17 protein-coding genes are annotated in these 20186 nt (G+C 54.7%); 16 read left to right on the forward strand and 1 reads right to left on the reverse strand.

Translation table 11 applies throughout. From position 1 onward, the window contains the following. Positions 1–56: 56 nt before the first annotated feature. The 9 genes from dnaB to HFP08_RS24745 all read left to right on the forward strand — a co-directional run bounded on the left by dnaB (position 57) and on the right by HFP08_RS24745 (position 11972). Positions 57–1418, forward strand: a complete 1362-nt coding sequence (dnaB, locus tag HFP08_RS24705; protein WP_168123300.1) for a replicative DNA helicase — start codon at positions 57–59, stop codon at positions 1416–1418. A 169-nt stretch (positions 1419–1587) separates the two neighbouring features. After that, complete coding sequence (locus HFP08_RS24710; protein WP_168123301.1) at positions 1588–2874, forward strand: adenylosuccinate synthase; 1287 nt, start codon at positions 1588–1590, stop codon at positions 2872–2874. 555 nt (positions 2875–3429) lie between these two features. Next, positions 3430–4185, forward strand: coding sequence for a hypothetical protein (locus HFP08_RS24715; RefSeq protein ID WP_168123302.1), 756 nt, complete (start codon positions 3430–3432; stop codon positions 4183–4185). Between the two features lie 140 nt (positions 4186–4325). Next, a complete protein-coding gene (locus tag HFP08_RS24720) occupies positions 4326–5927 on the forward strand; it encodes a M23 family metallopeptidase (RefSeq protein WP_168123303.1) in 1602 nt (533 codons plus the stop codon). A 224-nt stretch (positions 5928–6151) separates the two neighbouring features. After that, positions 6152–6898: a response regulator YycF gene (gene yycF, locus HFP08_RS24725; RefSeq protein WP_168123304.1), complete on the forward strand. Its 747-nt coding sequence runs from the start codon at positions 6152–6154 to the stop codon at positions 6896–6898. Next, positions 6895–8745: a cell wall metabolism sensor histidine kinase WalK gene (walK, locus tag HFP08_RS24730; RefSeq protein WP_168123305.1), complete on the forward strand. Its 1851-nt coding sequence runs from the start codon at positions 6895–6897 to the stop codon at positions 8743–8745. Before yycF ends, walK begins: the two co-directional genes overlap by 4 nt. After that, complete coding sequence (locus tag HFP08_RS24735; protein WP_168123306.1) at positions 8746–10137, forward strand: YycH family regulatory protein; 1392 nt, start codon at positions 8746–8748, stop codon at positions 10135–10137. It begins immediately after the preceding gene. Positions 10138–10289: 152 nt separating this feature from the next. Then, on the forward strand, positions 10290–11063 hold the full coding sequence (gene yycI / locus HFP08_RS24740) for a two-component system regulatory protein YycI (RefSeq protein ID WP_168123307.1): 774 nt from the start codon (positions 10290–10292) through the stop codon (positions 11061–11063). Positions 11064–11165: 102 nt separating this feature from the next. Further along, positions 11166–11972, forward strand: coding sequence for an MBL fold metallo-hydrolase (locus HFP08_RS24745; RefSeq protein ID WP_168123308.1), 807 nt, complete (start codon positions 11166–11168; stop codon positions 11970–11972). Here the strand turns inward: HFP08_RS24745 and HFP08_RS24750 are convergent. Beyond that, positions 11941–12162: a hypothetical protein gene (locus HFP08_RS24750; protein ID WP_168123309.1), complete on the reverse strand. Its 222-nt coding sequence runs from the start codon at positions 12160–12162 to the stop codon at positions 11941–11943. The genes HFP08_RS24745 and HFP08_RS24750 overlap by 32 nt on opposite strands. Before the next feature lie 123 nt (positions 12163–12285). Here HFP08_RS24750 and HFP08_RS24755 point away from each other — a divergent pair, with 123 nt between their 5' ends. From HFP08_RS24755 to rlmH, 7 genes are all read left to right on the forward strand, one after another. Next, the gene (locus HFP08_RS24755; protein ID WP_168123310.1) at positions 12286–13686 is read left to right on the forward strand and encodes a S1C family serine protease; all 1401 of its coding nucleotides are present in this window, start codon (positions 12286–12288) and stop codon (positions 13684–13686) included. A 139-nt stretch (positions 13687–13825) separates the two neighbouring features. Then, positions 13826–14404, forward strand: a complete 579-nt coding sequence (locus HFP08_RS24760) for a glycerol-3-phosphate responsive antiterminator (RefSeq protein ID WP_168123311.1) — start codon at positions 13826–13828, stop codon at positions 14402–14404. Then, entirely contained in the window at positions 14405–15907 is a 1503-nt protein-coding gene (glpK, locus tag HFP08_RS24765; RefSeq protein WP_168123312.1) for a glycerol kinase GlpK, read from the forward strand. It abuts the gene before it with no gap. Positions 15908–16003: 96 nt separating this feature from the next. Beyond that, the gene (locus HFP08_RS24770) at positions 16004–16309 is read left to right on the forward strand and encodes a hypothetical protein (protein WP_168123313.1); all 306 of its coding nucleotides are present in this window, start codon (positions 16004–16006) and stop codon (positions 16307–16309) included. 473 nt (positions 16310–16782) lie between these two features. Continuing rightward, positions 16783–18438 (forward strand): glycerol-3-phosphate dehydrogenase/oxidase, encoded by a 1656-nt coding sequence (locus tag HFP08_RS24775; RefSeq protein WP_168123314.1) that lies wholly within the window; start codon positions 16783–16785, stop codon positions 18436–18438. Positions 18439–18780: 342 nt separating this feature from the next. Next, on the forward strand, positions 18781–18948 hold the full coding sequence (locus HFP08_RS24780) for a CxxH/CxxC protein (protein WP_168123315.1): 168 nt from the start codon (positions 18781–18783) through the stop codon (positions 18946–18948). Positions 18949–19320: 372 nt separating this feature from the next. Further along, positions 19321–19800 carry a 23S rRNA (pseudouridine(1915)-N(3))-methyltransferase RlmH gene (gene rlmH, locus HFP08_RS24785; protein ID WP_168123316.1) on the forward strand — a complete coding sequence of 160 codons (480 nt, stop codon included), beginning with the start codon at positions 19321–19323 and terminating at the stop codon, positions 19798–19800. Positions 19801–20186 lie beyond the last annotated feature (386 nt).

Here is a 20186-nt window from a genome sequence, read left to right on the forward strand (position 1 = left end):
AGAGCGAACTCGTGAGAGATGGAGGCATAAAGAGGAACAATGGAGGAGTGCGCAGGATGAGTAACGAGCAGTTATACGATCGGGTGCCGCCGCAAAATATGGAAGCCGAGCAAGCGGTTATCGGTGCGGTTCTGCTGCAGCCGGAAGCGCTGATCACCGCGATGGAGCGAATCAGAGTCGAAGATTTCTACGGCAGCGCGCATCAGCAGATCTACGAAGCGATGATTGAGCTCGGCGAAGACAGCAAACCGATCGATCTCGTGACTCTATCCACGCATCTCATGGATAAGGGGCTTCTGGAGGATATCGGCGGGGTTACCTATCTGTCGAAGCTGGCGAATAGCGTCCCGACCGCGGCGAACGTCGATTATTACGCGCAGATTGTCGAAGAGAAGTCGATGCTGCGGCGTCTCATTCGCACGGCGACGAATATTGTAACCGACGGCTACGCGAATTCCGACGAGGTAGCCGTGCTTCTCAGCGACGCTGAGAAGAAGATTCTCGAAATTTCCAACAGACGCTCCTCCAGCGGCTTCATCTCGATTCGGGATGTTCTGATGGAAGTGTTCGAGAAGGTAGAGTTTCTCTACAATAACAAAGGCGGAACCTCCGGCATTCCCTCCGGCTTCGTCGATCTGGACCGGATGACGGCCGGCTTCCAGCGCAGCGATCTTATTATCGTGGCGGCCCGTCCTTCCGTCGGCAAGACCGCGTTCGCGCTGAATATCGCCCAGAATGTCGGCGTTCGGGCGAAGGAGACGGTGGCGATCTTCTCGCTCGAGATGTCGGCCGCCCAGCTCGTTCAGCGGATGATCTGCGCCGAAGCGAACGTGGATGCGACGCGCATGCGTACGGGCAGTCTCGAGGGCGACGACTGGGAGAAGCTGACGATGGCGATCGGCTCGCTCTCCGAGGCGCAGATCTTCATTGATGATACGCCGGGCGTCACGGTAGCGGATATCCGCTCCAAGTGCCGGCGCCTGAAGAAGGAGAACGGCCTGGGCATGATTCTCATCGACTACCTGCAGCTCATCTCCGGCAAAGGCAAGGCCGGCGAGAACCGGCAGCAGGAGGTATCGGAAATTTCCCGTACCTTGAAGCAAATTGCGCGGGAGCTGGAAGTGCCGGTCATCGCGCTGTCTCAGCTCAGCCGCGGCGTCGAGCAACGCCAGGACAAGCGTCCGATGATGTCCGATCTTCGGGAATCCGGCTCGATCGAGCAGGATGCCGATATTGTCTCCTTCCTCTATCGGGATGATTATTACGACAAGGAATCCGAGAAGAAGAACATTATCGAGATCATTATCGCCAAGCAGCGGAATGGGCCCGTGGGAACGGTGGAGCTTGTTTTCTTGAAAAATTACAATAAATTCGTCAGCCTGGACCGCACGCACCAGGATCCTTCGCAGGCATCATGATTCAAGTAAAGGCTGACGCCTAATTTCCGAACAATTGCACTTTGCCATGTGCGATTGTTCGTTTTTTGTGTTTGACTTCTCAAGGTCGTACTGCTACACTAGTACTGCTGTGTTTTTGCGAAAACATTGATTAAATTTCGATGTTCAGACATCGGACGGGGGTATGATTATGTCTACGGTTGTTGTAGTCGGCACGCAGTGGGGAGACGAAGGAAAAGGCAAAATTACCGATTTCCTCGCGGAAGGCGCGGATGTGGTGGCACGTTACCAAGGCGGTAACAATGCCGGGCATACCATTCTTATCGATAACAAAAAATATAAATTAACGATGATTCCATCGGGCATCTTCAATCATAATAAAACTTGCGTCATCGGCAACGGAATGGTCATCAATCCGGAAGCGTTGATTCAAGAAATTAATTATATTCACGAGAACGGCTTCTCGACCGATAACCTGAAAATTAGTGATCGCGCTCATGTCATCATGCCGTATCATCTGGTGCTGGACGCGCTGGAAGAGGATCGCAAGGGCGACAACAAGATCGGTACGACGCGCAAGGGCATCGGTCCGTGCTACATGGACAAGGCGTCCCGCAACGGCGTTCGCATCGCGGATCTGATGGATGCGGAAGAGTTCGAACTCCGCGTCAGAGCGATTATGAAGGAGAAGAATCAGCTCATTCAGCAAGTGTACGGCAGCGAGCCGCTTGATGCGGAAGAGATTATCAGCAGCTATCTTGGCTTCGCGGAGATTCTTCGTCCTTACGTCACGGATACATCCGTTGTGCTGAACGACGCGATTGACGATAACAAGAAGGTGCTGTTCGAAGGCGCGCAAGGCGTCATGCTGGATATCGATCAGGGCACGTATCCGTTCGTTACTTCTTCGAATCCGTCCGCTGGCGGCGTCTGCATTGGCTCCGGCGTAGGACCCTCGAAGATTCAGCAGGTTATCGGCGTAGCGAAGGCCTACACGACACGTGTCGGCGACGGTCCGTTCCCGACCGAGCAGGATAATGAGATCGGCCAATTGATTCGCGACAAGGGTCACGAGTACGGCACGGTTACCGGACGTCCGCGCCGCGTCGGCTGGTTCGACACGGTTGTCGTCCGTCATGCGCGCCGCGTCAGCGGCATTACCGGCCTGTCCCTGAACTCGATCGATGTGCTTACTGGCCTTGAGACGGTGAAAATCTGCACGGGCTACAAGTACCGCGGGGAGATCATTCATCATTATCCGGCAAGCCTGAAGGCTGTCTCCGAATGCGAAGCTGTCTACGAGGAGTATCCAGGCTGGTCCGAGGATATTTCCGGCGCGAAGAAGCTTGAGGATCTTCCGGCGAACGCGCTGAATTACTTGAATCGGGTGTCCGAGCTGACTGGTATTCCGATCGCGATCTTCTCTGTGGGACGCAACCGCGAGCAAACGAACCAGGTTCTGCGGATCTACGAATAGAGCAAGAACTCTGTTAAGTCATAGGCAGTCACCGGAATGAAAAAGCTGGTTTTAAAGGACATTCGCGACCGTTACGCGACGATATCAACGATTTTCAGAATGTAAGGGTCGCATTTGACCGTTATCGTTAGAAATTAGGGTTGAACCCTCTCATTAGCTCTTCTTACGGGCATCCGTGACCGTTAAAATGCCAGTTAGGCGTGATTAGGGCTTCTTACGGTCAATGGTGACCGTTACGCTACACACCTTGGTCAAATGGCCACATGCTAACGGAATCACAATGAATCGGCAGCCTCTCAAAGGTTCGTTTGAGCAAGAATGTATTAAAAAACGCCGCTCAAAATCTTACGGATTTAGATTGTCAGTAGGAACAGCTTCGGATAATCCTAATGCTTTCAAAGTTTATAGCTCTTCAAGCTCTTGCCATCCTATCAGGATAGCAAGAGCTTTTTTTTCGTTGTGGAATGCCTGTAAACGAAATTGACCATAATGGTAGAGAGGAGCGGATGCTTACGATGCTACGTTTGTAGAACAAACATTTTAGGAGATGAACATATGTTTAGAGGATTGACCTGGCTGGCGAAGCTGATTGCGGCGGGACTTATTATTAGCTTTCTGTCGATCTGGACGACGGGGTATATTGTGACAAGCTATGTGGAGTCGATTCTGAAGCAATTCGAGCTGCCGGTAGAGGTGCCGCCGATCGCCATGTCGGGCGTATGGGGCAAGCTGTGGGGCTCGGAGCCTCTGCTCGTGGACGAGGGCGGCGCAACGGCTTCAGAGACTGCTGGACTGGACGATGCCGGAGAGACAGACCAGGATGAAGCAGAATCTGAGGGTCTATCGGTGGATTCGGGCAGCGACAACTCCTCCCATCCATCAGATTCTTCTCAAGAGGATTCATCCGTCTCGGAAGACGAGGGCATGCCGAATGCGACGGAGGTGTTCGGGAATGTCGATGATGGACCGATCACGGATATGGGGGCCAGCGGAGGAAGCGCAGCGGGCAGCGGGCAGGACTTGGATGGAACGGGTAGCGATGAGGGAAGCGTCGACGGTGCCATCGGCACGGAGGTGGCGATTACCGAGGAAGGGGTGACGGATGCTAAGGAGAAGATGAGCGACGAGGATAAGAGCAAGCTGCTAGAGCTGCTGATGACGGAGCTGCCGCAAGAGACTTGGCAGCAAATCTCCTCCTATATGGAAGACGGACTGACCGATGATGAGCTTCTGGATGTGCAGCAACTGATGGCGCAATATCTCGACGAGGGTCAATATAATGAGATGATGGGCATTCTGAAAAAATATTAATTTTACCAATAGGCTGTTAGTGTTGCCCCCTTTGTAAACCGTATGTTAAAGTATTAGGCGAGCGTTCCGACAGGAAGATTCGCCTTTTTTCTTGTTTAAATGCGCAAAATTCTCAGCAGACGTGCGAAAAGGAGACAATCATGACCGGTTTCAGGGACCTGGGTCGTATGAAGGAATTGTGGAAGAAGTCCACAAACTACTTTCGTCGTACGAACTCGCTAGACTTGAGTGGTAAGACCGAGCAACAAGCGGCTAACGTGATGGTTTCTTCTCCCCTCTGGAGGAAGAAGTCGGTACAACTCGCAAGCGGAGCAGCCATCCTGCTCATCACCGCAGGCATTATCGGATATCAACAATACACGCAGTATATAGAGAAGAATACCTTTCCGTTCTATCATGTCTATCAGAACGGCGAAGAAATCGGCACGGTGGGAAGCCCTGAAGATGTCGAGCAGTTGATTGCTTCCGAGACACAGCAGCTGCAAGAAGCGAATCCGGATGTGAATATGGAACTGGAAACCGGCGATCTTACATACGAGCGAGACAACGCGTTCAAGGCCGAGCCGGCTACGGACAATACGCTCAAGGAGCTCGAAGCTGCATTCACCTCCCATGCGGTAGGCGTGGAGGTGAAGGTTGACGGCAAGCTGATCGGCATTGTGAAGGATCAGGAGACGGCGGACAGCATTCTTGAACGCGTGCAGAGCAAGTACGCTCCAGAACTGGTCGCAGACGTGGCTAAGAAATCAAAGTCGGTAAGCACTCTGTCCTATAGTTCGGAAGGCGGAGAGACGGAGAAGTCGACTGCATCGGCCTCGGCTGCGCCGGATTTGACCAAGCCCGGCACGGTAGTTACGGATGTGGCTTTTGTCGAAGCGGTCGAAATGGATGATGTCGATGCGAATCCGACCGATATCGAAGCGGCGGAGGATGTCTACAAGAAGATTATTACGGGAAGCACGAAGCCGACGAAATATACGGTGCAAGCCGGCGACTGCATTGGCTGTATCGCGCAGAAGTTCGATATTTCTCCGCAAGTTATTTACGAGAACAATGATTGGATCGAGGACGACAAGATTACGGTTGGCGACGTGCTTGATCTGACGGTGCTCCAGCCGGAGCTTACGGTGAAGACGACCGAGAATCTGGTTCAGCTCGAAGCGATTGCGCCTCCCATCGAGGTGAAGAAGAACGATACTATGCGGGTCGGTCAATCGAAGACGATTCAAGCAGGCGTCGACGGCCAGCAGCGACTCACGTACAAGGTTGAGAAGGAGAACGGATACGTCGTATCCGAGGAGCTGATCAACCAGGAAGTGTTGAAGGAAGCTGTTCCCGAGATTATCGAGAAGGGCACGCTTGTCATCAAGGGCGTGGGCAGCGGCAAATTCATCTATCCGATAAAAAACCATAAAATTTCAAGCACATTTGGATGGCGTTGGGGCCGTCAACACAATGGTATTGATATGACAGGCAGTAAATCGGTTATGGCTGCGGATGCGGGAGTTGTCACCTATGCAGGGTACGACAAATCACGCGGCAATTATATTATTCTTGATCATCAGAACGGATTTGAGACTTACTATGAACATCTCAGCTCTTTCAAGGTGAAGAAGGGCGAGAAGGTGGAGCAAGGTGACGTTATCGCCATCATGGGCAACACAGGAAATTCAACAGGCACTCATCTTCATTTCGAGATTCATAAGAACGGCGTGATCTACAATCCGTTAAAGTACTTATAATAGACATGTCAGGCAAGAGAAGAAGCGCTTTGATGGACACGCTGTCCGTCAAGGCGTTTTTTGCTGCAGCGGATAATTTCGTTCATCATTATTGACTTCATCCACTATTACCCATTAATTGTTGAAGTGAAACCGTTATGATGAAGGAAGTTTCATTGTGAAGGAAGGCCGCGCGTGTGTTAGAATAGAAGCATTACAAAGGACAAGCGACAGGCGGTGTGACGATGCACGGAAAAATATTAGTGGTCGACGACGAACAGCCGATAGCCGATATTATAAAGTTCAACCTGGAGAAAGAAGGCCATCAGGTCATCTGCGCCTTCGACGGAGGAGAAGCGGTAAGGCTCGCCTTCGAGGAGAAGCCGGATTTGATTCTGCTTGATTTGATGCTGCCGGTGAAGGACGGCATGGATGTATGCCGCGAGGTCCGCACGCAGCTTCAGATGCCGATTATTATGCTGACCGCCAAGGACGCGGAGATTGATAAGGTGCTGGGACTTGAGCTTGGCGCCGACGATTATGTGACGAAGCCGTTCAGCACAAGAGAGCTTCTAGCCCGCGTGAAGGCGCATCTGCGCAGACAGAGCAAAGCGGCGGAAGCCGGCAGCGCGGCTGCAGCAGAAGCCGATGCGGGGAAAGAGCCGCATGGCCTCAAACTGTTCAATTTGTTTATCGATACAGATATGTATGTGGTCTATAAGAATGGAGAGCCGCTGGACTTGACGCATCGGGAGTTCGAGCTGGTGCATTATCTTGCCCGGAACAGCGGCAAGGTGATGACCCGCGAGCATTTGCTGCAGGCGGTATGGGGCTTCGAATATTTCGGCGATGTGCGTACAGTCGATGTGACGATACGCAGACTGCGCGAGAAAATCGAGGATGATCCGAGCCGGCCCGAATATATTATGACCAGACGCGGACTGGGCTACATGATGCGCAACGGGAAGTCCGGAGGCAATGGATTCGGATGAAGATCAAGAGCTTCTTCCGTACGATTCAGGTTAAGCTTGTCATTATCTATCTGCTGCTGATTCTGGTTGCGATGCAGCTGATTGGCGTGTATTTCATCAGTACGGTCAAGAATAATCTCATTACGAACTTCACGAACAATCTCAAGGAGCAGGCCGATATCTTGTCCAAGTTCGCCGCTCCGAGCTTGTCGCCGAGCGCGGCGACAAGCTCGGAGGATCATTCGGAGGCCAGTACGACGGAGGACCTGAATCTCGTCGTCCGCAATCTGTTCAGCATCAGCGGAGCCGAGGTGCAGGTGCTGGATGTGAACGGCAAGGTGGTCGCCACCTCGTTGCAGGTGCATCAATCGTATATCGGGCAGAAAAACAAGTCGCTCGCGGTCAGCCGGGCGTTGCAGAATATTCCCGATAATGAAGAAGAAATCATTGACGAGGACCGTGTTCGCAAGAAGATGATTGCATTGCCCGTTACTTACAATGACAAGGTTGTCGGCGCTGTCTATGTTGTTGCGTCCATGTCCGATCTGTATGATACGGTGAGCCGCGTCAATCAGATCTTCTTCTCCGGCACCTTGATCGCGCTCGGCTTGACCGGTGTACTCGGTATTCTGCTTTCGCATACGATTACAAGCCCGATTCAAGGCTTGACGAAGCAGGCGGAATCGATCGCGGACGGGCGCTTCGATCTGAAGGCTCCCGTTCTCGGGGATGACGAGATCGGAAGACTCAGCATGGCGTTCAATGATATGACGATAAGGCTTAAGGAAGCGCTCTCCGCGAACGAAGAGGAGAACGAGAAGCTCGTATCGGTTCTCTCCAATATGAGCGACGGCGTCGTTGCGGCGGATGAGCATGGCGTCATTATCGTCTGGAACCGCCGGGCGCTGGAGCTGCTCGAGGCGGATACATTCGAAGGGGTGCAACTGGCGCAGTTATTCGATATGGAGGAGCAGCAGCTCATGGAGCTGCAGCAAGGCCGAGGTCAGACGATGCTGCTGACGAGAGAGAACCATGCCCAGGAAGCCGCCGAAGGAGAGCTCAGCATGCTTAAGCTGACCTTCACGCCGATTCATCGCAGAGACAAGGGCATTACGGGAACAATCGCGGTGTTGCAGGATGTCACCGATCAAGAAAATATGGAGCAGTCGCGCCGCCAATTCGTGGCGAATGTGTCGCATGAGCTGCGTACGCCGCTGACGACGATCAAGAGCTATGCCGAAGCGCTGCATGACGGCGCGCTTGAGGACCATGAGCTGTCGGAGCGATTCGTGGGCGTCATCAGCAATGAGACCGAGCGCATGATCAGGCTGGTTACCGATTTGCTGCATCTGTCGCGGCTCGATTCTAATCAAGCGCCGCTTCGAAGAAGAGAGACGAATATCCATGACATGCTCGACGAAGTCGCCGACCGCTTCTCCTTCCAGCTCAGACAGAAGTCGATTCTCGCATCCGTGCATGTCGGGAAAGGGCTGAATCGCGCTTGGCTCGACCGGGATCAGATTGATCAGGTGCTGGACAATCTCATCTCCAATGCCATCAAGTATACGCTCGACGGCGGTCGAATCGAGCTGATCGCGAAGAAAACGGCGGATGATTCCATGCTGGAGATTAGCGTCAAGGACACGGGCATCGGCATCCCGAAGAAGGATCTCTCCCGCATCTTCGATCGCTTCTATCGGGTGGACAAGGCAAGATCTCGGATTATGGGCGGGACGGGCCTCGGCCTGTCTATTGCCCGGGAAATTGTGAAGGCGCATGGCGGTACAATCGCGCTCTATTCGGAGCTTAATGAAGGAACAATGGTCACGTTCACGCTTCCGCTGCTGCAGGAAGGGGGCGAGATATAGATGGTGGAGAAGGCGAAGACCGTTATTTTAATCGTATTAGTCGCGCTGAGTCTGCTGCAGAGCTATCTGCTCGCGAACAGCATGCCGGGTATTGGGGCTACGGTTCGGAGCGACCAAGACTATGTGAACGCCGAGCCTCTCGGCCCGACCTCGAAGGTCGAGGATACGATATTCCCGGATCAATTAATTATTCATATGGGAGACAACAAGCATACCATCATCTATCCGGGCTCTCAATTCTACGAAATGATTCTGAATCAGCGCATCGCCGGCCGGGAGTTCAAAGGCTTCCAACGCAGTCCGATCTCGCTTGTGGATTGGAACGAGGTGCGGAAGAACGACATCGGCATCGAGCTTCAATTCGAACAGGGCATATCGGTCGATCTGTTGCAGAAGCTGCTGAAGCTCGAAGGCGACCTGCTGTTCCTCAATGAGAGGATCGATCGCATCTGGATCTTCAAGAAGACGGATTCGGAGGAAATTCGCACCTTCTTCTTCAGCAACGACGGCAAGACGGTGTACGAATCTGTGCGCGCCGATCTGACCGTTCGCGATGTGCAGGATTATGTCGGCTTCGGCGAGCATCTGCCCGCTTATCGGATGATGGCTTCCGGCATCTATCTGCCTGAGGAGCCGCTGAAGGCGACCGAGATTGAATATACGTACGAATCGTATTCGCCGGAGCAAATGCAGCGCAACCTGTTCTTCGACCCCAACACAACCAGAGCGATCGAGGACCGCAGCGGCTCGCAGATCTATACGGACGGCAAACGGGGCTTGCAGGTCGAGCAGAATGGATTGTGGATCAGCTATACGAACCCGGCGGCGACGCAGAGCAATGATACGCCGCCAAGCGAGAATGTGTACTCCGCGGTTGACTTCATCAATGATCACGGCGGCTGGGACGGCACGTATCGGCTAATGAGCTCTACGCCCGATCAGGATAAGAAATATGTGACATTCCGCAGATATATCAATAACTTCCCCGTTATGGATTCGTATCTGTTCCATTACGGTTATATGAAGCTGACGGTGCTGCAAGGCACCGTGACGGAGTATTCTCGTTCGCTGATTACGCTTGACGATCAAGCGGCTTCGCGAACGACCCGCTATCTGTACGGCGGGGACGAGCTGGAGAATCGACTGGATCAGTATCTCAGAAGCGATGAGGTCGTATCCGTGTTTCCGGCCATGAAGGCGATGCCCAAGGATAATCAAACTCTGCTCTTCTCGCCGGTATGGGCCGTACGATTGAAGGACGGGTCGGAATCCGTGCTGCTCGATGCGTATCCGGCAGGCTTTGAACCGCAGGTTCAACAGACCGATGCGGACGGCGACGAGGAAGAAGGCAGGGGCGAGGAGACGGATTCGGAGAAAACGGCGGCTAAGTAAGCGCAGCCGTAGACCGCAGCTAAGGAGGAACAGCTCGTAGACCGCGGTTTAAGGAAGCGCAGCAGCAAAAAGGACAGTGTACGACTTGGTTGCCTGCCTGCAGAGCGCTGGAGCATCGGGGAAGTCAGGATAGGATATGAGGAGGTGAGCGTGTGGATTGGGGAAGAGCGAAGAGTGTGCTGATTATGTCTTTCCTAATGTTGAATGTGCTGCTGGGTTATCAGCTCTGGCTCGATATTCGGGAGCAGCTTCATGCGAATCCGAACTCGGCGGAGCTGCCGCCGGACAAAATATCGCTTATGCAGCAGAAGCGCATTTCGCTTGCCGCCAATCTGCCGCTGGATACGCCGAAGCTTGCCGATCTGACGTATCTGCTCCATGCCGGAACGCAGGAGAGCATCGAGCCGGTGAAGCTGGATAAGTCCGTGAACAGCGCTTTGATCTTCACGAAGAAAGAGCTCGACAAGGCACTTGGCGATCAAGTGCCGGAGCTTGCGGATTATGACTGGGATTTGCACAGCAGTCAGGACGGCGTGTTCGTGCTGCATCGCATGGTCGACGGTTTGCCGATCTTCAATGTGAAGCTGGAGCTGTACAACAGCAATCTGAAGATTACATCCTACAAACAGGATCGCGTCGAGCAGATCGAACGAGGCGAAGCGAAGCAGGTGCTGCCCGCCGCCAAAGTGGTGGCGAGTCTCATTGAGACGTATCTGGCGGAAGGCTCGGTCATTACCGATATTCAGCTTGGCTACCATGGGCAAATCTTCGATTCCGAGAAGCAGGTGTCGGCGCCGTCGTGGCGGGTCATTCTGGAGGACGGCACAGTCTATTACGTGCATGCCATCAGCGGAGACGTGACAACCGACGGCGATGAAGAGGATGCGGACGCGAGCGGCGTGGGGAGCGCGGGGCAGCCGGATTAGAGAGATTCATAGATATAGTCGAACGGCGAAAAGATTGAACGCCTGGGAGTAGAAGACGGAGAGTGGAACAAAAAGCAGCATACGGGGAAGGGATTGGACGTTTTGGGACTTCGATTTACAGTATTGGCCAGCGGTTCGACGGGGAATGCGACGATTGTGCAGGGGAATGAGAAGACGGTGCTTGTCGATGCCGGCCTCAGCATGAAGAAGCTGGAGGGGCTCATGAGCGAGCGAGGCATCTCTGGTCGTGACATTCATGCGATGGTGGTGACGCACGAGCATTCGGATCATATTAAGGGAATTGGGGCGTTTGCGCGCAAATACGAGCTTCCGATCTTCGCGAACCGGGCGACTTGGGGCGCGATGGAGCGTCATGTCGGCGCGATTGCGCCGGAGAAGCGGGTCTATATCGAGTCCGGCGAATGCATCGACTTCGGCTGCATGCAGGTGCATTCCTATCCGATCTCGCATGACGCGGCGGAGCCGGTCGGCTACTCTTTCGAAGAGGATGGCGAGAAGCTGAGCCTGGCCACCGATCTCGGCTATGTGAGCGAGAAGGTGAAGCAGCGGATCATCGATTCCGACGTGCTGGTGCTCGAATCCAATCATGATACCGAGATGCTCCGGATGGGAAGGTATCCGTGGAATATCAAGCGGCGCATCCTAAGCGACGTCGGGCATTTGTCCAATGTTGCCGCGGGCGAAGCGCTGATCGAGCTGATGACGGACCGCACGAAGCGCGTCTATCTCGCGCATCTGAGCCTGGATCATAATCAGATGGATCTAGCCATGTTAACCGTTAATTCTATATTGGAGAATCACGGAATATTTTATAAGCAGGATGAATTTCCGCTTCGCCATACGTACTACGACAAGCCTACGCCATGGGATGAAGTGAGGAGGAAATAAGCGATTCCAGCTGCGCGTCGAGCGCTTCCGCTTTGGCGGCAAGCTCCTCGCGGGACAGAAGGCCTTTGTCGATGAGGAGCTCCAGCATGGCGCTTAGCGTTAAGACGGTTCGATAATGCTCATCCTTCAAATCGGCGAGCTTCGCGGCGAGCTGCACCTGTTCCCAGGCGGCATTGGACTTTATGGTCATGTTCATCGCTCCTTTCATGCAAATCTATTATTATTGTAGTCAAATCTTCCGAAAACATTCCTATAAACGTGAAATGCTATAGTGAAATCAGTTGAAGTCAGTGGACAGAGAGGGGCGATTCCCATGAGCATATTCGATGATGATTTCTATTCCACCAAGGTGTCGAGGAAAGCCGTAAGACAGAATCGCCGGGAGGAACGAGGCTTCCCGCTGCGCAGCGGCGATCGCAGATGGTCATCGCTTCAAATCGCATTCGCTTCGTCTCTTATCAGCGCGCTGGCTGTCGTGCTCCTGTTCGGGCTGGCTGTCGGCGGCTTCGGCGGGGATGGATTAGAAGGACGGCAGGATGTAAGCAGCGCCATGGCGGCTGATCCTTCCCAGCGGACAATCGCGGCGACCGCGAAGGTAAGACCGTCCGTGGTGAGCGTCATTAACGAGCAGACCTTCTCGGCGGGCATTGGCGGAGGGACGCTCGAGGATGGCGCATCCGGCGGCGTGATGCGGGAAGCGGGTGTCGGCTCTGGCTTTATTATACAGAAGCGCGCCGGAATGGCATTCGTCGTAACCAACTACCATGTGGTGGCGAATGCGGAGAAGGTGGAGGTCGCGCTGTCAAACGGCGAGCTTCGCAAGGCCGAGATAGTCGGCATGGACCAGATTACGGATCTGGCGGTACTGCAGATTGACGCCAAGGGCATTGATACGGTTGCGGAGCTGGGCGATTCGAGTTCATTGCAGGCGGCGGAGTTCGTCATGGCGATTGGAAATCCGCTTGGCATGGGCGAGTCGATCACGATGGGCATTGTGAGCGTTACGCATGAAGTAGTCCCCGTATCGCTCAATCAGAACGGGATTATGGATTGGGAGCAGGAGGTCATCCGCGTAGATGCGGCGATCAACCAGGGCAACAGCGGCGGGCCGCTGGTTGACTTGAACGGCCAGGTTGTCGGCATCAACAGCATGAAGATTGCCGATATCGGCGTGGAGAGCATCGGGTACGCGATTCCGATCAACAACGCGATTCCGATTATCGAGGAGCTGATTGGCAAAGGCTACGTGGCGCGTCCGTATCTTGGCGTATATACGCTCGATCTGGCGCAATATTGGGATCAGCTGAGCCAGGAGCAAGCCTATGAAGATGAGCGTGGCGGCGAGTCGGAGCCGCCGTCCGGCGATGGAACGACTGGTGATTCTAACGACGGCGACGGCGAGACGGGAGACAATGGCGATGATTCGGGCAGTGTTGACGGAGGCTCGTCATCCGAGATTAAGGTGCCCGATGAAGTGTTCTCCGGGGTTATCGTGCTCGAGGCGGATGGGCCTGCGCTTGAAGCGGGGCTGAGGTTCAATGATGTTATCGTGAAGCTGGATAAGCAGAGCATAGGCAGCACGAAGGAGCTTCGCAAGTATCTCTACGGCAAGAAGAAGATCGGCGACGAGCTGGACGTGACCTTCTACCGCGACGGCAAGCAGCAGACCGTGACGCTGAAGCTTGGCGAGAAGGCGCAGGAGCAGGAGGAATAAGCGAGTAGACACCTTGAATCGAATCGTCTATAATAAGCGTTAAGTTCATACATGTGACGGAGAGAAGGAGAACACGCGAAGAAGGTCCGCTTAGGGCCGATTCGTCATTCTCCTTTTTGTTGTTGAAAGGGGGCTCTCTATGACATTTCATGATCAAAGTATTCTGCCTGCCGTTCGCAAGATGAAGGATATGGAGAAGCTGATGAAGCTCTCGTATACGTATATTGTCATTCTGGAAACGCATATCAATCAATTAAAGCCAATCGTCGAGATGGCGAAGGCTCATGGCAAGAAGCCGATTCTTCACGCGGATCTGATCGACGGCTTGAAGAACGACGAGTTCGCCGCGGAATATCTGTGCCAAATCGTGAGGCCGGCAGGCCTCATGTCGACTCGAGCGGGCGTCATTGCCAAGACGAAGCAGAACGGTTTGCTCGCGATTCAGCGTCTGTTCCTGCTGGATACGAACGCGCTGGAGAAGAGCTATGTGATATTCGAGCGGACACGGCCGGATTACATCGAGGTGCTGCCGGGCATTATTCCGTCTATGATCACGGAGGTGGCCGAGCGAGCGGGCATTCCTGTCTTCGCGGGAGGCTTGGTGCGAACGGCGAGCGATGTCGAGCAAGCGCTGCAGGCGGGAGCGTCGGCGGTAACGACATCGAAGGTGGAGCTTTGGAACTATTTTGACGGGAAGAAGCAAGGGGGGAGAAGCTAGGTGACACAGCGATATATTCTGGCGATTGATCAGGGAACGACGAGCTCGAGGGCGATCCTATTCGATCATCAAGGTCATATTGTGCAGACGGCTCAGCAAGAGATTCAGCAATATTATGGGAAGCCGGGTTGGGTGGAGCATGACGCGAACGAGATATGGGAGTCGGTGCTGGGGGTTGTGTCGGCAGCGCTAAAAGAATCGGGTATCGAGCAGGGGCAGATTGAAGCGATTGGCATCACGAATCAGCGGGAGACGACGGTCGTGTGGGATCGCGAGAGCGGCGAGCCGATTCACCGGGCGGTCGTCTGGCAGTCGAGGCAGACGCAGGATATCTGCGACGAGCTGAAACGGGAAGGGCATGAGGCGTTCATCCATGAGCGGACGGGATTGCTTATCGATCCGTATTTCTCCGGGACGAAGGTCAAGTGGCTGCTCCAGCATGTGGAGGGAGCGAGGGAGAGAGCGGAGCGGGGTGAGCTTCTGTTCGGCACGATCGACACCTGGCTGCTCTGGAAGCTGACCGGCGGCGAAGCGCATGCCACGGATTATTCCAATGCGTCGAGGACGCTGCTCTATAATATCTATGACCTGAACTGGGATGAGGAGCTTCTTGGGCTGCTGGATGTCCCGCGCGCGATGCTGCCGGAGGTGCGGTCTTCCTCCGAGGTGTACGGGTACGCGAAGCCGCAGCTCGTTCACGGCTTGCAGGCGCCGATCGCCGGGATAGCGGGCGATCAGCAGGCGGCACTGTTCGGGCAGGCCTGCTTCGAGAAGGGCATGGCGAAGAATACCTACGGCACGGGCTGCTTCCTGCTGATGAATACCGGAAGCGAAGCGGTTCGATCCGGGCATGGGCTGCTCACGACCATTGCCTGGGGCATTGCGGGCAAGGTGGAGTACGCGCTCGAGGGCAGCGTGTTCGTGGCGGGCTCGGCGATGCAATGGCTGCGAGACGGCTTGCACATGATCGAGAAGGCCGAGGACAGCGAGCTGTACGCGAAAGCGGTCGAGTCGACCGATGGCGTGTATGTCGTTCCGGCGTTCGTGGGAATGGGCACGCCTTATTGGGACAGCGACATGCGGGGCGCCGTATTCGGCTTGACGCGCGGCACGAGCAAGGAGCATTTCGTCCGGGCGACGCTGGAATCGCTCGCTTATCAGAGCAAGGATGTGCTGGATATTATGACGACGGAAGCCGGACTGTCGCTGAAGAGCCTGCGCGTCGACGGCGGCGCGGTGCGCAACAGCTTCCTGATGCAATTCCAGAGCGATCTGCTCGGCTGCGAGGTGGAGCGTCCCGTCGTCAACGAGACGACTGCGCTTGGGGCGGCATACCTGGCCGGGCTCGCGGTCGGCTTCTGGTCGGATAAGAGCGAGATCGCATGCGGCTGGAAGCTGGAGCGGCGGTTCGAGCCTGGCATGCAGGCGGGCGATCGCGACCGCCTGTATGCGGGCTGGAGAATGGCGGTCGAGGCCGCGAGAGCGTTCAAGCCGCAAGGGTAGGCGGTTCGCCAGTGGATGTATGATTGCCTGCTTGCACGGGTGAATGCGAGACGGCATAGGATAAGGATGGGCAAGGGAACGCGAGCGGGAATTAGAATGATGATGGGCAAGGGAATGCGAGCAGGAACGAGTATGCCGATGAGCAAGCGAGTGCCAGCGGGAATGAGAATGATGATGGGCAAGGGAATGCGAGCAGGAACGAGTATGCCGATGAGCAAGCGAGTGCCAGCGGGAATAAGAATGATGATGGGCAAGGGAATGCGAGCAGGAATGAGAATGATGATGGGCAAGGGAATGCGAGCAGGAATGAGAATGATGATGGGCAAGGGAATGCGAGCAGGAACGAGTATGCCGATGAGCAAGCGAGTGCCAGCGGGAATGAGAACGATCATGTGCAAGTAAACGCGAGCGGCAACAAGTGTCATGATGAGCAAGTGAATGCGTACAGCATAGGAATAACCATAAACAAGTTCATACACGGTAGGAGATTCGGAGAACCATGTCACAGCCCGATGCGCATATTCGCATACGGGAGCTGCGTGGTTCTTTTTTTGAAATATAGGAAAGTATATGATTCGCAATACTTTCTCTATATGAACGCTTGCTACTGTAACGGACATTTTCGACCTTTAGAAGCTCGTATGAGCCAGCTCAGATTTTTAACGGACATTTGTTCCGCTTAGCGGACTAATCACGTCGATTATTCGTTCGATTTAATCGCTAAGGCGACCCAATGTCCGTTAGAGAAAATAGGCAGAGAAAAAAGCAGTTTAAGGCGACCGAATGTCCGTTAGAGCAGGTTACTGTTTTCCAAGGACGCCGTCAGGCGTTTTTCTTAGCATAATTGGTGAACAATAGAGGAAAGAGGGATAGGAATGGAGAAGGATCAAGCTTTGAATAGACAGGATCGATTGAAGAGGCTGGAAGAGACAATGTTCGACGTGCTAGTGATTGGCGGCGGTATTACGGGAGCGGGCATCGCGCTTGACGCGGCGACGAGAGGATTGAAGACGGCGCTGATCGAGATGCAGGATTTCGCGGCGGGCACGTCGAGCCGTTCGACGAAGCTGGTGCATGGCGGGCTTCGCTATCTGAAGCAATTCGAGGTGAAGATGGTCGCTGAGGTCGGCAAGGAGCGCGCGATCGTGTATGAGAACGGACCGCATGTGACGACGCCGGAGTGGATGCTGCTGCCCTTCTATCAGGGGGGCACGTTCGGGGCGTTCACGACATCGATTGGACTTCGCGTCTATGATTTTCTGGCGGGCGTGAAGCGTGAGGAGCGGCGCAAGATGCTCAGCAAGGAGGCGGCGCTGGACAAGGAGCCTTTGCTGAGGCGCGAGGGCATGAAGGGCGGCGGTTATTATGTCGAATACCGCACGGATGACGCGCGGCTGACGATCGAGGTGATGAAGCAGGCAGTGGAAGCGGGAGCGGCGGTCGCGAATTATGTTAAAGCGGAAGAGCTGCTCTATGAGGACGGCAAGCTTGTGGGCGTTATTGCCGGAGATTGCGCTGTAGATGGCGGGACTTACCGAATCAAGGCTCGCAAGGTCGTGAACGCGACCGGTCCTTGGGTGGACACGCTGCGCGAGCAAGATCACTCCAAGAAGGGCAAAACGCTGCGGCTCACGAAGGGCGTGCATCTGGTGTTCGACGGGCGGCGGTTTCCGCTGCGGCAGGCGATCTACTTCGACACGCCGGATAAGCGAATGGTATTCGCCATTCCACGCGACGGCAAAACCTATGTCGGCACGACCGACACGGATTATGACGGAGACAAAGCGCATCCGCATATTAGCTCGGAGGATCGGGATTATTTGCTGCGGGCGATTGACGGGTTGTTCCCCGGGCTGGGGCTTGGTCCCCAGGATGTGGAGTCGGGCTGGGCCGGACTGCGCCCGCTCATCTATGAAGAGGGCAAGTCGCCGTCGGAGGTGTCGCGGAAGGACGAGATCTTCGTCTCGCCCTCCGGGATGATCACGATTGCCGGGGGTAAGCTGACCGGTTACCGGAGGATGGCGGAGACAGTGACGGATTTGTTGGTCAGGGAGCTCGTTGGGGCGGGCGTTGCGAGTGAGTTCGGGCCTTGCGTGACGCGCACGCTGCCAATATCCGGGGGCGATGTGGCGGGAGGCTCGAAGGGGTTCCCGGCCTATGTGCGGTCGATGACGGAGGAAGGCATGCGGCTTGGCCTGTCCGAGGCGGCTGCGGAGCGGCTTGCGCGCCGATACGGCTCGAACGCGAAGGCGGTATTCGCGCGTGTGCCCGATCGGCAAGGGCGTGGTTATGGTCTGCCGGCGGAGGCGGAGGCCGAGCTGCTGTACAGCATCGAGGAGGAGATGACGCTGAAGCCGGTCGACTTCTTCGTTCGACGCACCGGCGCGTTGTTCTTCGACATCGCTTGGGTGCGGGAGTGGAAGGAGAGCGTGATAGAGCTTATGGCCGACAAGCTTGGCTATAGCGAGGAGCAAGTGCGCCAGTATACGGAGGAACTGGAGCGGGAGTTTGGGCTTGCTTTTGCGGAATAGAGGGCGGTTAGCTGCTGGGAAGGGCTTAATGGAGTGCGGCAGCGGTATTTCGTTATATGACTTAGTCATGCTAAGTAAGGCTGGGGTGGGTGAGTTCGGGGGATAGCAGGAAAGGTATGGGTTTACCTGATATGACGAAGCATAAGCATCGTGTTGCTGTGCGCGGATTTCATGCCAAATTTGCTCGGGGCTGCTGCAGGCGGGAGAAGCATGGCAGGAGCTTTTGGACACTATCCCCTCCTCTCAGGAAGATGGGGGATGCGGGTTTCGGTCGGGGGTATTTTCTGATATGCTGGGGGGAGCGGAATTCATTACTTAACGGAGATAGGAAGCGAATCATTCATGTATTGTGTGTGCAAACCGTGTATCGAGAAGGCGCTGGAGAGATTTGTGGACGAGTATGAGGACGCGCCGGATGTGGTCGACCTGAAGGAAACGAAATTCGCGGATTGGGATCCGCCCCGGAAATGCGACTTCTGCGAGGAAGCGGCTGCTTATCTGGTGGTTTGAGGCAGCGGTGTGATGGGGCCCAGTTGGATAGAGGCAAGCGGGTATTGGTGGTCGTGTAAGTTGTGGCGGAGGTCGGGTAGATGTAATTTGGCTGACTTGGCCCGTCCTAGCATAGCTTAGAAACACAAGGTATTACCAAGTAATATTTAGGGATGTTTGGTCGTGTGAAGGCGTATTCGAAAATAAAGCAACAAGCCCCTTTCGTCTTCGCGGGAGGGGCTTGGCTGTATTAAGCTCGCCGGCGTCGGCAGGGACGCCGATTATTGTGCTTGTTGAGCATGTTGCCGGCGCGGCTTCGTATAAAGAGCGTATCCTATAGGGATTGCATATAGGAAAGGCTGGAACGGGAACATAGAGGGAGGGGATTGCGAGATGCATATCCAGATTGCCGCCGTCGGCAAGCTGAAGGAGAAATATCTTGTGCTTGGCATCGCGGAATATGCCAAGCGGCTCGGGCCGTACGTGAAGCTTACGCTCACGGAAGTGCCCGACGAACGAGCGCCGGAGACGATGAGTCCGGCGGAGGAGGCGCAGGTGCGCGAGCGAGAGGGCGAGAGGCTTCTGGCGCAGCTGAAGCCGGATGCCCATGTTGTCGCGCTCGCGCTCGATGGTGAGCTGTGGTCCAGCGAGGATCTCGCGGGACAGCTCGATCGTTTGGCCACGTATGGGCGCAGCCACGTGGCCTTCGTCATTGGCGGGAGCAACGGCCTCGCTCCCGCCGTGCTGCAGCGCGCCCAGCAGAAGCTCAGCTTCGGGCGCATGACCCTGCCGCACCAGCTGATGCGGCTGGTGCTGATCGAGCAGATTTATCGGGCGGTGAAGATTAATCGGGGGGAACCGTACCATAAGTGACGGCGAAAAATTGGGGTATAGGTATTAGTGGGTAAGTGTACATGATATAAAGTATGTAAGCCTCTGAAACCTTAAGATTCAGGGGTTTTAGTTCGTATTGACTGGAGAACAGACCGTTATTTACCATTGTATGGTATGCTATATAAGTTGAACTAAAGTATTAGAAAACTATGGTAAGGAAATTGCGACCTGCTTGTCGAATAGGTAAGGAAACTTATTCGGACAGGTTGGGATACAGATGGAACAGAACAAATCGTTAGAAGAAGTTACACAAGCCATGAAGCAAGAAAAAGAACGCCGCATGTATGAACGTTATCAAACCGTGTACTTACATCTCAAAGGGAAGCTTGTCACGGAGATTGCACAGACTCTGAATCGCAGCAAGG

The sequence above is a fragment of the Paenibacillus sp. HB172176 genome, assembly GCF_011947265.1.
In the GTDB taxonomy this organism is placed as follows: domain Bacteria; phylum Bacillota; class Bacilli; order Paenibacillales; family Paenibacillaceae; genus Pristimantibacillus.

Bases quoted from the DNA above. Each gene is read 5' to 3' on its own strand.
- HFP08_RS24715 (WP_168123302.1), top strand. From the start codon at position 3,430: ATGTTTAGAGGATTGACCTGGCTGGCGAAGCTGATTGCGGCGGGACTT.
- walK (WP_168123305.1), top strand. From the start codon at position 6,895: ATGAAGATCAAGAGCTTCTTCCGTACGATTCAGGTTAAGCTTGTCATT.
- HFP08_RS24780 (WP_168123315.1), top strand. From the start codon at position 18,781: ATGTATTGTGTGTGCAAACCGTGTATCGAGAAGGCGCTGGAGAGATTT.
- HFP08_RS24760 (WP_168123311.1), top strand. From the start codon at position 13,826: ATGACATTTCATGATCAAAGTATTCTGCCTGCCGTTCGCAAGATGAAG.
- HFP08_RS24735 (WP_168123306.1), top strand. From the start codon at position 8,746: ATGGTGGAGAAGGCGAAGACCGTTATTTTAATCGTATTAGTCGCGCTG.
- HFP08_RS24770 (WP_168123313.1), top strand. From the start codon at position 16,004: ATGATGATGGGCAAGGGAATGCGAGCAGGAACGAGTATGCCGATGAGC.
- HFP08_RS24710 (WP_168123301.1), top strand. From the start codon at position 1,588: ATGTCTACGGTTGTTGTAGTCGGCACGCAGTGGGGAGACGAAGGAAAA.
- HFP08_RS24755 (WP_168123310.1), top strand. From the start codon at position 12,286: ATGAGCATATTCGATGATGATTTCTATTCCACCAAGGTGTCGAGGAAA.
- HFP08_RS24720 (WP_168123303.1), top strand. From the start codon at position 4,326: ATGACCGGTTTCAGGGACCTGGGTCGTATGAAGGAATTGTGGAAGAAG.
- HFP08_RS24775 (WP_168123314.1), top strand. From the start codon at position 16,783: ATGGAGAAGGATCAAGCTTTGAATAGACAGGATCGATTGAAGAGGCTG.
- HFP08_RS24750 (WP_168123309.1), bottom strand. From the start codon at position 12,162: ATGACCATAAAGTCCAATGCCGCCTGGGAACAGGTGCAGCTCGCCGCG.
- rlmH (WP_168123316.1), top strand. From the start codon at position 19,321: ATGCATATCCAGATTGCCGCCGTCGGCAAGCTGAAGGAGAAATATCTT.
- yycF (WP_168123304.1), top strand. From the start codon at position 6,152: ATGCACGGAAAAATATTAGTGGTCGACGACGAACAGCCGATAGCCGAT.
- dnaB (WP_168123300.1), top strand. From the start codon at position 57: ATGAGTAACGAGCAGTTATACGATCGGGTGCCGCCGCAAAATATGGAA.